12 protein-coding genes are annotated in these 13,652 nt (G+C 61.1%); 5 read left to right on the top strand and 7 right to left on the bottom strand.

Features of this window, described 5'->3' with window-relative positions; genetic code table 11:
* Window positions 1-233 precede the first annotated feature (233 nt).
* A complete protein-coding gene (locus tag AC3WTM_RS16555) occupies window positions 234-1,142 on the bottom strand; it encodes a LysR family transcriptional regulator (protein WP_102669885.1) in 909 nt (302 codons plus the stop codon).
* A 106-nt stretch (window positions 1,143-1,248) separates the two neighbouring features.
* Between AC3WTM_RS16555 and AC3WTM_RS16550 the strand changes: the two genes are divergently transcribed.
* The 3 genes from AC3WTM_RS16550 (at window position 1,249) to AC3WTM_RS16540 (ending at window position 4,333) form a co-directional block, all read left to right on the top strand.
* Window positions 1,249-1,845: a short chain dehydrogenase gene (locus tag AC3WTM_RS16550; protein WP_057716106.1), complete on the top strand. Its 597-nt coding sequence runs from the start codon at window positions 1,249-1,251 to the stop codon at window positions 1,843-1,845.
* Window positions 1,846-1,955: 110 nt separating this feature from the next.
* The gene (locus AC3WTM_RS16545) at window positions 1,956-2,624 is read left to right on the top strand and encodes a COG3650 family protein (protein ID WP_102669884.1); all 669 of its coding nucleotides are present in this window, start codon (window positions 1,956-1,958) and stop codon (window positions 2,622-2,624) included.
* A 95-nt stretch (window positions 2,625-2,719) separates the two neighbouring features.
* Window positions 2,720-4,333: an NAD(P)/FAD-dependent oxidoreductase gene (locus tag AC3WTM_RS16540; RefSeq protein WP_102669883.1), complete on the top strand. Its 1,614-nt coding sequence runs from the start codon at window positions 2,720-2,722 to the stop codon at window positions 4,331-4,333.
* 81 nt (window positions 4,334-4,414) lie between these two features.
* Here the strand turns inward: AC3WTM_RS16540 and AC3WTM_RS16535 are convergent, their stop codons facing one another.
* Window positions 4,415-5,512, bottom strand: coding sequence for a PLP-dependent cysteine synthase family protein (locus AC3WTM_RS16535; RefSeq protein WP_173677912.1), 1,098 nt, complete (start codon window positions 5,510-5,512; stop codon window positions 4,415-4,417).
* Window positions 5,513-5,759: 247 nt separating this feature from the next.
* On the opposite strand from AC3WTM_RS16535, the gene nhaA reads away from it, so the two are divergent.
* The gene (gene nhaA / locus AC3WTM_RS16530) at window positions 5,760-6,947 is read left to right on the top strand and encodes a Na+/H+ antiporter NhaA (RefSeq protein WP_102669881.1); all 1,188 of its coding nucleotides are present in this window, start codon (window positions 5,760-5,762) and stop codon (window positions 6,945-6,947) included.
* A gap of 103 nt (window positions 6,948-7,050) precedes the next feature.
* On the opposite strand, the gene AC3WTM_RS16525 is transcribed toward nhaA, so the two are convergent.
* Window positions 7,051-7,515 (bottom strand): outer membrane lipoprotein, encoded by a 465-nt coding sequence (locus AC3WTM_RS16525; protein WP_102669880.1) that lies wholly within the window; start codon window positions 7,513-7,515, stop codon window positions 7,051-7,053.
* 165 nt (window positions 7,516-7,680) lie between these two features.
* Here AC3WTM_RS16525 and AC3WTM_RS16520 point away from each other — a divergent pair, with 165 nt between their 5' ends.
* A complete protein-coding gene (locus tag AC3WTM_RS16520) occupies window positions 7,681-7,917 on the top strand; it encodes a hypothetical protein (RefSeq protein WP_102669879.1) in 237 nt (78 codons plus the stop codon).
* Window positions 7,918-7,922: 5 nt separating this feature from the next.
* On the opposite strand, the gene pdxH is transcribed toward AC3WTM_RS16520, so the two are convergent.
* The 4 genes from pdxH to AC3WTM_RS16500 all read right to left on the bottom strand — a co-directional run bounded on the left by pdxH (window position 7,923) and on the right by AC3WTM_RS16500 (window position 13,573).
* Entirely contained in the window at window positions 7,923-8,570 is a 648-nt protein-coding gene (gene pdxH, locus AC3WTM_RS16515) for a pyridoxamine 5'-phosphate oxidase (RefSeq protein ID WP_102669878.1), read from the bottom strand.
* A 24-nt stretch (window positions 8,571-8,594) separates the two neighbouring features.
* On the bottom strand, window positions 8,595-9,602 hold the full coding sequence (locus AC3WTM_RS16510) for an OmpA family protein (protein WP_102669877.1): 1,008 nt from the start codon (window positions 9,600-9,602) through the stop codon (window positions 8,595-8,597).
* A gap of 113 nt (window positions 9,603-9,715) precedes the next feature.
* Entirely contained in the window at window positions 9,716-10,861 is a 1,146-nt protein-coding gene (locus AC3WTM_RS16505) for a serine hydrolase domain-containing protein (protein WP_102669876.1), read from the bottom strand.
* A 219-nt stretch (window positions 10,862-11,080) separates the two neighbouring features.
* The gene (locus AC3WTM_RS16500; RefSeq protein WP_102669875.1) at window positions 11,081-13,573 is read right to left on the bottom strand and encodes a beta-galactosidase; all 2,493 of its coding nucleotides are present in this window, start codon (window positions 13,571-13,573) and stop codon (window positions 11,081-11,083) included.
* Window positions 13,574-13,652 lie beyond the last annotated feature (79 nt).

Genomic DNA, 13,652 nt, shown 5'->3' with positions numbered 1-13,652 from the left:
GGGCCATCCGACTCAAATCGCCGAAATATCCGATCAGAAAGAAAAATGCCAGTCAGCTTAACTGACTGGCATTAGCCTTCGCGGGCCGTTTTTTTATGCCCCCACTATAGCTACACAGACCCTCTTCTGTAGGAGCGAGCTTGCTCGCGAAAAAATGGAGGGCGCCACGTTCATTCAGACAGCCCTCGTCATCGTTAACGTCCATCGCGAGCCAGCTCGCTCCCAAAGGACATTTACAGCCTGTCCAACGCCTCCCCACTGCGCTTGAACCACCCGATCAAGTAATCAGCCAGTACCTGCGTGCGTTTGGGCAAACCGCCCTGATACGGATGCACCAGGTACATCGGCATGCTGCGGGTCTGATAATCGCGCAGCAGCCATCGCAAGCGCCCGTCCGCCAGCTCTGTTGGCAAACAATAGGATGGCAGGCGCGCAATACCGGCGCCGACCAGTGCGGCTTTCTTCAACAGGTTGTAGTGGTTGCTGGCGAACGGCCCCGACACCCGCACCCGCAATAACTCGTGCTGCTGGTGATAGAGCCATTCTTCGCGGCCACTGTAATGGCTGTTGAGCAGGCAGCGATGCTCGGCCAGAGCCTGGGGGGTTTGCGGTTCACCGTATTGCTCCAGATAAGCCGGGCTGGCACAGGTCAGTTCTTGCCATGCCAGCAGTGGACGCGCCACCAGTCGCTGATCAATGGCCACCTCGGAACGAATCGCCAGATCGAAGCCGTCGCGAGATAGTTCGCGGTAGTTGTTGTTGAGCTCCAGCTCGATCTGCACCTGGGGATACTTGGCCGAGAATTCCAGCAACAGGCCATCGAAGAAGGTTTCCCCGAGCGACACCGGCACCGTCATCCGCACCGGGCCGGCCATGTCGTCCTTCAGGCGCGCCAGGGCCTGGCGGGCCCGCTCGACTTGCACTACCAGCGCCTGGGCCTGGGGCAACAACGCAGCGCCGGCGGCCGTCAGGCTCAAGCGGCGGGTGGTACGTTGCAACAACACCACGGAAAACTGCGCTTCCAACTGGCTGATGCGCTTGGACAGCTGGCCTTTGCTGCAACCAAGCTGCTGCGCCGCCAGGGTAAAACTCCCCGCTTCGATCAACACCGCGAACGCCGCCAGGTCATCCATCTCGCTCATGGATTGTTTCCATCTGAAAACCAAAGGTTGCCTATTAGTGCGCTTATCCGGAGAAAAAACCACCCTAAACTGAAACCTCGTTCAACCCATACGAGGATCAGCCCCCATGAAAATTCTTTTGATCGGCGCAGGCGGCACCATCGGTTCGGCAGTCGACAAGGAACTGTCGCAACGCCACGAAATCATCCGCATCGGTCGCACCAGCGGCGACTTTCAGGTGGACATCAGTGACAGCGCCTCGATTCGCAAGCTGTTCGAGCAGACCGGCAAATTCGATGCACTGGTGTGTGCCGCCGGTAACGTGACCTTCGCACCGCTCAACGAGATGACCGAAGAAAGCTTTGCCCTGGGCTTGAAAGACAAGCTGATGGGCCAAGTCAATTTGCTGCTGATCGGCCGCGACTTCGCCAATGACGGCGCTTCGTTCACCTTCACCACTGGCGTTCTCAGCCACGACCCGATTCGCAGTGGCGCCTCGGCGGCGCTGGTCAACGGTGCACTGGACAGCTTTGTCCGCGCCGCCGCCATCGAGCTACCGCGCGGCCTGCGGGTGAACTCGATCAGCCCGAACGTCCTGGTCGAAGCCATGGGCAAATACGCGCCGTACTTCCGTGGCTTCAAGCCGGTTCCTGCGGCGGATGTAGCCTTGGCCTACGCCAAGAGTGTGGAAGGCCTGCAAACAGGTCAGACCTTTCACATCTGAAGATGAAAAATCGCTGCCGGCGTCCGCGCCAATACAAAGTGGAGACGATAACCGGTTGTGATGAACGGTCAGCCTGAGTAACGTGACGGCACCTGTCAGGAGACCCCAAGATGCGTGTTGCCCGTTCCTTAGTCCTCGTTGCCCTGCTTCCGCTGTTCGCCGCTTGCCAGTTGTTCGAGGGTGAGCGGCAGAACGCCTCCCATGTTGGCCAGACACGCATGCAAGGCCAGTTGACCGCGGCGGACGGCAAACTGTTGTTCCAGCCGTGCAACCAGACAAACCGCTACGTGGTCAACGACACGGGCGGCACCAGCGTCCTGCAGCAGGCCGCAAACCTGGCGGACAAGCAGGGCAAGCTGTTTGCCGACGTGCGCGGACGGGTTGTGGCCGGCAGTGGTGGTGACGGCCAGCTCGATCTGGAGCAGTTGTACCGCGTCGAGCGCTCGGGCACCGCGTGCGACGATCCGAATTTCAAGCTGCTGATTCTGCGCGCCGCCGGCCACACCCCGGAGTGGAGCGTGAAAGTCAGCGGCAAAGGCATGGTCCTCGACCGGGCCGGCCAGCCGCCGTTGGCCGTGCCTTACGTCGAGGAGCAACTGGGCGATGGCCGTTTCAACCTCAGCACCGAAGCCAACAACCAGCACATCGAACTGTGGGTTGCACCGCAACGTTGCGTCGACAGCAGCACCGGCAGCATCCAGCACATGAGCGCCGAGCTGCGCATCGACGGTCAGGTACAGCGCGGCTGCGGGTATTTCGGCGGATCGCGCGACGACTGATCGTTTAAGCCTCACGGGCCTGCGGCTTTGAGGCTTATAATCGCGGGCTTCAAACGCCCTGGCGCAGTTGTGCGCCCCGCGAACCGGATCCCGCCATGTTACGAATCACCGAACTCAAGTTGCCGATCGACCATCCCGAAGAAGACCTGCGCCCTGCCATCGTGCAGCGCTTAGGGCTTGCCAGCGATGACCTGCTCGATTTCACCTTGTTCAAGCGCAGCTACGATGCGCGCAAAAAGTCCTCCGAACTGTGCTTCATCTACACCATCGACCTTGAAGTTCGCGATGAGGCGGGGGTGCTGCACAAGTTTGCCGATGACCGTAACGTCAACGTGGCGCCGGATGTCAGCTACAAGGAAGTCGGCCAGGCGCCGGCCGATCTGAGCGTGCGACCGATCGTCGTCGGCTTCGGCCCGTGCGGGATTTTCGCCGGGCTACTGCTGGCGCAAATGGGCTTCAAGCCGATCATCCTCGAGCGCGGCACCGAAGTACGCCAGCGCACCAAGGACACCTGGGGCCTGTGGCGCAAAAGCGTGCTCAACCCGGAATCCAACGTGCAGTTCGGTGAAGGCGGCGCGGGGACGTTCTCCGATGGCAAGCTCTACAGCCAGATCAAGGACCCGAAATTCCTCGGCCGTAAAGTCCTGCACGAATTCGTCAAGGCCGGTGCTCCGGAAGAAATCCTCTACGTCAGCAAACCGCACATCGGTACGTTCCGTCTGACCGGCGTGGTGGAAAACATGCGTGAGCAGATTCGCGCTCTGGGCGGTGAAGTGCGCTTCCAGCAGCGCGTCACCGACGTGTTGATCGAAGGCGACCAACTGGTCGGCGTCGAACTCAATGGCGGCGAACAGATCCACTCCAAACACGTGATCCTGGCCCTCGGCCACAGCGCCCGCGACACTTTCCGCATGCTTCACGGCCGTGGCGTGTTCATGGAAGCCAAGCCGTTCTCGGTGGGTTTCCGCATCGAGCACCCGCAGTCGCTGATCGACCGTGCGCGGCTGGGCAAATACGCTGGCCACCCGAAACTGGGCGCCGCCGACTACAAGCTGGTGCACCACGCCAAGAACGGCCGTTCGGTCTACAGCTTCTGCATGTGCCCGGGCGGCACCGTGGTGGCGGCGACTTCCGAGCCGAACCGCGTGGTCACCAACGGCATGAGCCAGTACTCGCGTAACGAGCGCAATGCCAACTCCGGGATCGTCGTCGGCATCACCCCGGAAGTCGATTATCCGGGCGGTCCGCTGGCCGGTATCGAGTTGCAGGAACGCCTGGAGTCCCACGCATTCGTGCTGGGCGGCAGCAACTACGAAGCCCCGGCGCAACTGGTCGGCGACTTTATCGCGGGCAAACCTTCTACCGAACTGGGCAGCGTCGAGCCGTCCTACAAGCCGGGCGTTGCCCTGGGTGATCTGGCGCTGGCACTACCGGCATTCGCCATCGAAGCAATTCGCGAAGCCTTGCCGGCATTCGAGAAGCAGATTCGTGGTTACTCGCTGCACGACGCAGTGCTGACCGGGATCGAGACCCGCACCTCGTCGCCGCTGCGCATTACCCGTAACGAGTCGTTGCAGAGCCTGAACGTGAAGGGCTTGTTCCCGGCCGGTGAAGGGGCCGGTTATGCGGGCGGAATTCTGTCGGCGGGTGTTGACGGGATTCGCATTGCTGAAGCGGTGGCCCGGGACATCCTTGGCCTGGAAGCCTGATACGCGATCCCGGAAATAATGCAAAACCCTGTGGGAGCGAGCTTGCTCGCTCCCACAGGGTTATTCAATGTCTGAAAAATCTCAGATATTGGCGCGCAAAACCGAGTCCGGCAACGGCTCACCCCGCTCCACCGTCGCTGCCACCGCAGCCATCAAACCGCTCAGTTCATACCCCTGAGCCTTGAGCCAACCCTGATCGTAATAGGTCGTGGCATAGCGCTCGCCGCCGTCACACAGAATCGCCACCATCGACCCCGTCTCCCCTGCCGCCTTCATGTGCTGGGCGGCCATCAGTGCGCCGATCAGGTTGGTCCCGCTCGATCCGCCCACATGCCGTCCCAAACGCTCCGCCAGGTAGTGCATGGCCGCCAGCGACAAGGCATCCGGCACCTTGACCATCGCGTCGATCACCTTGGGCAGAAACGACGCTTCCACGCGCGGCCGGCCGATGCCTTCGATACGCGAACCGTGGTCCAGTCGCAGGCTGGCATCGCCGGTCTGGTAGTAATCGAAGAACACCGAACGCTCGGCATCGGCACACAGCACGCGGGTGCCATGCTGGCGATAACGCACGTATCGGCCCAGGGTGGCCGTGGTGCCGCCGGTACCGGGGCTGGAAATCAGCCAGCTCGGTTCGGGATGCTGCTCGAAACGCATCTGCTGAAAAATCGACTCGGCAATGTTGTTGTTCGCCCGCCAGTCGGTGGCGCGCTCGGCGTAGGTGAACTGGTCGATGAAGTGCCCGTCGTGTTCACGGGCCAGGCGCTCGGACTCGGCGTAAATCTGGGTCGGATCGTCCACCAGATGGCTTTGGCCACCGTAGAAGGCGATCTGCGCAATCTTCTCCTTGGACGTAGTCGCCGGCATCACCGCAATGAAGGGCAAGCCCAGCATGCGCGCGAAGTACGCTTCGGAAATCGCCGTAGAACCGCTGGATGCCTCAATCACCGGAGCACCGGGCTTGAGCCAGCCGTTACACAGCGCATACAGGAACAGCGAACGGGCCAGACGGTGCTTGAGGCTGCCCGTGGGGTGACTGGACTCATCCTTGAAGTACAACTCGATGCCTGGAAAACCCGGCAGCGGCAAGGGGATCAAGTGGGTGTCGGCGCTGCGCTGGAAATCGGCTTCGATGATCCGGATCGCTTCGCGGGACCACTGTCGGTTGTCGCTCATGATGGTTTTCTCGTTGTATCGGGCAGGAGTCGGCCTTTTGACAAGGCTCAGCCAACAAGCTTAGGAAAAATCCTGCATCCAGCACAGGTACAGATGAAATCCAATACGCCGGGCAACTGCTAGGCTCAGGTCGGTGCCGAGGGATCACTCTGTAACGGCATATAACAAAAAAGAATATAACTTTTGTTTTAACAACTAACGGTACTTGTTAGGGTGTAACACCTTTTGAATTCACGGATGGAGAGCGACCTTGCCTCTGCGTAGCACTTTCACGCGTTTCTTTCAGTTGGAAGCTGCCAGCGGTCTATTATTGATCGCCGCTGCCGTTCTGGCTCTGATCATCAACAACTCGCCGCTGTCGTGGCTGTACAACGGTCTGCTGGACACCCCCGTTGTGGCGCAGATCGGCGCACTGAAAATCGCCAAGCCCTTGCTGCTGTGGATCAACGACGGCCTGATGGCGCTGTTCTTCCTGCTGATCGGCCTGGAAGTGAAGCGCGAAGTCCTCGACGGCCAGTTGTCAAAACCGTCGCAAATCGTCCTGCCCGGTGCCGCCGCCATTGGTGGCATGGTGGTGCCGGCGCTGATCTACTGGTACCTCAATCGCGACACGCCAGCTGCCCTGAACGGCTGGGCAATCCCGACCGCCACCGACATTGCCTTCGCCCTTGGCGTACTGGCACTGCTGGGTAAACGGGTTCCGGTATCGCTGAAACTGTTCCTGATGACCCTGGCGATCATCGACGACCTTGGCGCGATCATCATCATTGCGATCTTCTATTCCGGCGCGCTGTCGACCCTGTCTCTGGCGCTGGCCGCGACCTGTATTGCGGCGCTGATCGGGATGAATCGGCTTGGCGTGGTCAAGCTCGGGCCGTACATGATCATTGGCTTGATCCTCTGGGTCTGCGTGCTCAAGAGCGGAGTCCACGCCACCTTGGCCGGCGTGACCTTGGCATTCTGCATTCCGTTGCGCACAAAAAATGCCGAACCTTCGCCACTGCTTACCCTGGAGCATGCCCTGCACCCGTGGGTCGCCTACGGCATCCTGCCACTGTTCGCCTTCGCCAACGCCGGCCTGTCCCTGAGCGGCGTCACCGTCGAAAGCTTCACTCACCATGTCCCCATGGGCATCGCCATCGGGCTGCTGCTGGGCAAGACCGTCGGTGTCTTCGGCCTGACCTGGCTGGCCGTTAAAACCGGTATCGCCGCCCTGCCCCAGGGCGCCAATTGGGGTCAGGTACTGGGGGTGGCGATTCTCTGCGGCATTGGTTTCACGATGAGTCTGTTTGTCGGCTCGCTGGCCTTCGAGCCAGGCGTGAGTGATTTCGCCGGGATGGACCGCATGGGGATCTTGACCGGTTCGATTCTTGCTGCGCTGATCGGTTATGTGGTGACGGCGATGGCGAGCCGCAAGAACAGCGCGCTGGCCTCCTGATAAACCGCCATAACGCCTGGCATCAATCAGGACTCACCTGAGCTGAAAAACAAAAAACCGATCAGTCACCTGATCGGCTTTTTTGTTTATCCGGTGTTTGCGCTTAGTGCGAAACGCGGCTGGTACCATTCACACTGGCGATGCGCACACGTTCGCCGACACGGAACACTTCGTTCGGCTGAACTTCCTGAACGTAGGCGCGCATGCTGCCATCGTCTTCGCGCACGGTGATTTCCACGCCCTGGGTGCGGGTCAGGCCTTCTTCAGCCGCTGAACCGAGCAGGCCACCGGCCACGGCACCGATAACCGCTGCAACGACGCTACCTTTGCCGCCACCGATGGTACTGCCGCCAACGCCGCCGACCACTGCACCTGCAGCACCGCCGATCGGGGTTTTGGTGCCTTCGATTTTCACCGGGCGCAATGCTTCGATGGTACCCATGCGAACGGTCTGCACGCGACGCGCCTCGTCACGGGAGTAGGAGTCACCGGTCAGGCTCGATTGGCAACCAGTGAGCAACATCGCCATCGTGGAAAAGGAAGCAACCAGCAGAACAGACTTACGCATAGCATCAACTCCAAAAAAACAGTTGTTCATTAAACTCCGCTACTTGACGCCTGTCACGGCATCGCCCGGGTAAAATTGGTTTGATTCAGGCTCCGTTAAGGCGCCTCCACGAACCAACACAGTAGCGGCAAATTCGCAAAGCTGCCCCACTGGCCAAGGATTTCTATGGATTACTTTATCATCGTCGTCACGACTGTTGCCGGTTTGTACTTCCATTGGTGGCTGTACGTGCGGATCAAACGCTGGATGGACCGCGACCTGGCGCTAGCGCTGGCGGGCAAGGACGAGCAGAAAAAAGCCTTCATGCTCGAACGATTGACGAGTGCTCAGGCGCAGAAGATCAAGCGTCGAGACCTGCCGAAGTGGCTGGAGGCCGCTGCGGCAGGCTATCCCGATCGGTAGACTGCTCAGGGTGCCAGACGTTCAAGGATCCAGTCGGCGCCCTGCTGGCGGTAATTGAGGCGGTCGTGCAGGCGGCTTGGGCGACCCTGCCAGAATTCGATGCGCTCCGGTAGCAGGCGATAACCACCCCAGTGTTCCGGGCAATGGGGCTGGGTGTCGCTGAAACGTTGCTCGGTGTCCTTGAGCAGCGCTTCGAGTTCGCTACGATCGGCAATCACCCGGCTCTGTGGCGACGCCCAGGCCCCCAGGCGACTGCCCAGTGGACGGACCTGATAATAGGCGTCGGACTCTTCGGGCGTCACCTTCACCACCCGCCCTTCGATGCGCACCTGGCGCTCCAGCGCCGGCCAGAAAAACGTCATGGCCGCGAACGGATTCGCGGCCAGATGCTGGCCCTTGGCGCTTTCGTAGTTGGTAAAAAAGGTGAAGCCCAGTTCATCCAGCCCCTTGAGCAACAGAATGCGACAGTGCGGTCGACCGTCCTGGTCAACGGTGGCCAGGGTCATGGCGTTGGCTTCCACCGGCACCTGTTCGGTTTTCACCGCGTCGGCGAACCATTGGTGGAACAACGCAAACGGCTCGGCCGGGGCTTGTGCCTCGGTCAAGCCATCACGGGTGTAGTCACGACGCATATCAGCCAGGCCCTGGGTCATGGCGCATTCCTTTTGGTTAACGAATCACTGCTTTGCAGTATCGGTGGCTGCGCCTTTCTTGTCAGCCGCGGAGGCTTTGGCTGGCGTGGTCTTTTTCGCCGGCGTTGCGGTTTTCGCAGGTGTTTTCTTGGCCGGTGCTTTTTTCGCGGGGGCTTTTTTCGCCGCTGGAACAGCAGCCTTTTTAGCCGCCGGGGCCGGTGTCACAGGCTTGGCGACCGGCTTGACCTCAGCAGCAGTGATCTTGGTCACAGGGGCCGGCGCCGGCATATTGTACTTGCTCAGCAGTGCGGCCATGGTGTTTTGCGGGGTCACCAGCAGCTCCACGCGGCGGTTCAACGCACGCCCTTCCACGCTGTCGTTGGCGGCGCGCGGCGCATCACCGCCCAAGCCACGCAGCATCAGGCGATCACGCTGCAAACCACTGAGACGGAAAATCGCTGCAACGGCCTGGGCACGCTCCTGGCTCAGTTTGACGTTGGCAGGTGCAGCGCCGGACGTATCGCTGTGGCCGAGGATCAACACAGCGGACTTTGGATCGGCTTCAAGGATTTTGGCAACGCGGGTCAACGGACCGAGTGTGACCGGCAGCAGCATGGCCGGACGGTCAGGGTTGAACGAGCCTTCGACCGGCGCAGTCACCACCAGCACGTTTTCGCGGCGCTCGAGTTGCAGGTTACTGCCCTTGACCGCCTCCCGCAGGCGCGGTTCATAGTCGTCAAGCCAGGACTGAGTGACTTTCGGGTCGGGCATCGGCACTGCCTTGGCGGCGCTCTGCTTGCTGCCGCCGAACGGCCACCACCACTTGCTGCCGCTATCGGTTTCGGCCTTGGCCACCGTAACGGGTTTGACTTCAGGTTTCACCTCCGGCTTGGCCGCAGGCTTACCGGCGCTCTCGTCGGAACCGAATGGCCAGTACCAATGGCTGCCACTTTCAGTCTTGGCAACGGGGGCTGTCGAATCTCTCTGTGGAGTCTGTGCGCAACCGGTAATAGCAAAGCACAGGGCCAAGGCGAGGGTTTTATTGGATGACATTGGATATCCACAAGAATGAAGTCAAAAAAATCTGGCCACAGCGGCCCGCACAAACTGACGCTTTGAAACTGAAAAGGCTATCGGGTTCCAGCCCTGGAACCCGATAGCCGTTTTTACAGACAAGTGGCCAGAGCCCGCACTAGCTTTTGTGCACGCGGGTCCATCAAGACGTACGGCCCCAGGGTATTTGTCACAAATCCGAAAGCCACGTCGTGCTCCGGGTCGGCAAAACCGATGGAGCCGCCGGCACCCGGATGACCGAACGCCCGCGGGCCAAGGCCGAAGGTGGCATTGGCAACGTCCGGTTGATCGAGCATGCAACCCAGACCGAAACGGGTCCGGGTCAGTAAGGTCTTGTCCTCGCCGAGGCTGTGCTCGCGGGTCAGCTCATTGAGCATTTCGCTTTCCAGCAGGCTGCCGTCGAGCAGGCCCGCGTAGAACCCGGCCAGGCTGCGGGCATTGCCATGGCCATTGGCGGCTGGCTGTTGCATGCGTCTCCACTCGGGCTTGTTGGTGCTGGTCATGATCGACGGAGGGTTGGTGAACGCCCGGGTCGTCATGGCCGCTGGCTCACGCATGGTCACTTGCAGCAGGCGCTGGGCGGCGGCATCGCCGACATTGCCCTTGCCCCGCGCAATGTGGGCCACGCGATGGAACTCTTCGTCGGCCAGGCCCACATGGAAGTCCAGCCCCAACGGCTTGGCGACCCGCGCGACAATGGATTCACCCGGCCCACGACCGTCGGCACGGCGCAGCAATTCGCCGATCAGCCAGCCATAGGTGATCGCCGCGTAACCGTGGCCTTCGCCCGGCGTCCACCACGGCGTTTCGGCGGCCAGGGCGTCGACCATGGTTTGCCAGTCGTAAAGGGCTTCGGGGGCCAGTAACTCGCGCAATGCCGGAAGGCCGGCCTGATGGCAGAGCAGTTGGCGCAAGGTGACGGACTCTTTGCCGGCAGCGGCAAATTCGGGCCAGTAGCGCGCGACCGGGGCATCCAGTTGCAGCTTGCCTTCGGCCACCAATTGCAGCGCGGTGACGGCGGTAAAGGTCTTGGTGCAGGAGAACAGATTGGCGATGGTGTCGCTGTGCCAGGCCTCGGTCCCGTCCTTGTTGGCAGTGCCGGCCCACAGATCGAGGACGGTTTCGCCGCCGACCTGAATGCACAACGCTGCGCCACGTTCCTGGGGATCGTCGAACAGCGCCGCGAACGCCTCTCGCACCGCCTCGAACTTAAGCTCGTAATGACCCTGAATCTGCACCCGCAACTCCCCGGATTAACGCTCTACAAAGTGGCGGGCATTGTTCCAGCCCTTGAGGGTTTTGGGAACAGGGTTGGGCCGGGCGGTCGCTCTGCCATCAACCTGAAATGCAGTGGAGATGCTAATGACGCCTTCGCGAGCAAGCCCGCTCCCACATTGGAATGCATCCTCCTGTGGGAGCGGGCTTGCTCGCGAAGAACGATAACGCGGTGTCAGGGCTCAGTGACCATTCCCGGAGTGCCCGCCAGCGCCCTTCCCCGGCCCCTTGCCGGCCTCGGCCTTGCGGCCGCCCTCAGCGTCGTGGCTGGCGTTGTCGGCGGCGGCCGCAGCCTTCTCGGCCTCTTTGCCCAATTGCTCGACTGTCGCCAGGTTGCTTTTGCGCACGCTGTCGACAAAACCCTGGAACGGCAGATCAGTGATGCCCACCAACCCGAAGTGACCGTTTTCGCCGTCAAGCAGGCGCCCGGTGACCGGTTGATCGAGGTACTGGAACCAATGCACGCCAACAATCGACGGCTCTCTCAATGCCTGCTTGAGGAAGTTGGCGTACGCCGGACCGCGGTCTTCCTCCTTCACCAATGGCGTAACGCCAGCCCAGAACGGGCCACGATCAGCCGAGCCGAAATTGAACTCAGTGATCAGCACCGGTTTGTCGAGACTGCGCAGCCTGGCGAAGTCGTAACCATCCTGAGGTTGCAAGGTGTACATGTTGAAGCTCAACACGTCGCAATACTGGGCGCAGGACTCCACTGCCTCCGGCGTGCTGATGGCGAAACGGCCGCCGAGCAATAGCTGGTTCGGTGCGTGCCACTTAAGCGAGTCGGAGATGGTCTTGAAGTAAGTGTCAGCAAAGACCTTCTGGAAGTATTTGAAGTCGGCTTCGATTTCCGGGTACTCGGCGCTTGGCAACGGCGGCACGAATCCCGGATCTTCCATCAGTTCCCAGGCCGCCAGATCGATGCCCCAGGCTTTCGACAAGCCAGCCTGATTGCGGTACTTGTCACGCAGTTGCTTGAGGAATGCGCGCTTGGCCGGCACGTCGGTGGTCATTTTCAAGGTGCCGTAGGCCAGGGCATACCGGGCTTTCGGGTCATCCCCGGGACCGGCCCAGGCCAGTTCGTTGTCGGCGTAGTAACCGATCAACCACGGATCGTCACGATGATCACGGGCGGCAATGGCCACAGCGCGTTCGGTGGCCATGGCGAAACGCGGGTCGAAGGGGTCGGGCATGCCGCCCCACCAATCGGTACCGGTGCTGATGCTGGCGTAGTCGCCAACGATAGACAGCGGCAAGGTGTAGGGCACGCGATCAGCGTCGCCCAATACCGGTGCGCTCCAGTTGCCAATTGTGTTGAAGCCCCAGGCTTGCAAGCGATCAAGGGTGTGACTGGCCCAACGCTGCTCATCGAACAGCGGCTTGCACGGTTCGGCGGTTTTTTGCTCTGCGGCTTTCGCTACCGTCGCTTCAGTCTTGGCCGCTTCGGCGACACCATGCTCGGCAGTTGCAGGCACTACGGGTTGCTCCGCCGCCTTGGCCTCCGTCGCCTCAACTGCATCCGCCTTGGCCGCCGCGGCGACGCCCGCCTTGGTATCGCTGCCCTTCACACACGGGTCACCATACAGGCGCTGCAGGTTGGCACCGTAGAAGTCGTACCAGCGACCGGCATTGTAGCCACGCCCTTGATCGGCACCGTTGCCGCTACGGTTGTCGCCTTCGCCGTAGTGGCTGGCGAGTACATCATCTGCTTTGGGCAGTGAATCGAACATCCACTCACGACCGGCAACGTAGGTCGGGTTGACGTCTGCAGCGACGGTGTTAACCCCGAGCGAATAAAACGGATGGCCTTGCGGCGTCACCAGATACCAGCGTCCATCGCGCTTCTCGGTGCGGAAAAAGCCACTGGCCTTGAAGGACGGGCCTTTGGTCAAACCACCGAACTTGTCCAGAGAGGCCTTTTCGCGCTCTGCCAGCCAGGTTTTCAGTTGCTGCTGCTCCTTGCTGGCGGCGCTTTTCAGTTGTTCGTCACTGCTGATTTTTTCCGGCCATTTGTTTCGGGTCGACTGGCCGTAGGCATCCACCAACCCGCCATACACGGCGTGGGTTATCGATTCACCGTCCTGCACACCAAAGCGCTCCAGCAGGATGCTTTGCGCGGCTTTGGGCTGGTCCATCGACAGGCTCACCGACACCACCTGGCTGCGATCCAGCTCACCGGCGCTGCTGGCCAGCAACACTCGCTGCCCCTCAACGGTCATCGGCATCGGCGGACCAGCCTTCATGCCCTGGCTCAGCGGTGATGTCGCTTGCAAAGGCACCAACAGGGTTTGCGCAGGCCCCGCCGGCAAATCGACGCGACTGACCAGTGTCTTGCCATCGTTGCTCTGGATGGTCACATACAGGGTCAAGGCCCAGTTCATGGCGCTCTGAATCCGCAGGCTCATGACGCCCGACTGAGACCAGTCCCAGGCGCCGGTTTGCGGGGTCAGGCGCAACGTCGGCCGGGCGACAGGGTTGAACGTCACCCGGCGCAGCACTTCGCCCTCGGGGGTTTGCTCGGCGTTGGATTGCGGCAGGCTGGCGTCCTGAGTCGCCACCTGGACCACGTCGGCGGGGCGCACAAAGTTGAACAGCGTCTGCTGGCTGGCGGGGGCGGCCAACAGTGGTGTTGCGAACAGCAGGGCAAAAACAGCAGGCAACGAACGGCAAATCATGAGAACGAAATTCTCCCTAACGACCTTCAATGGGCCAGTGGAAAAGCGATGGCAGAGAGATAGACAACGCGGCGGGCAA

Source organism: Pseudomonas sp. EU05-FHT14B02, assembly GCF_058791055.1.
This window is presented reverse-complemented; position numbering and strand designations above follow the sequence as displayed.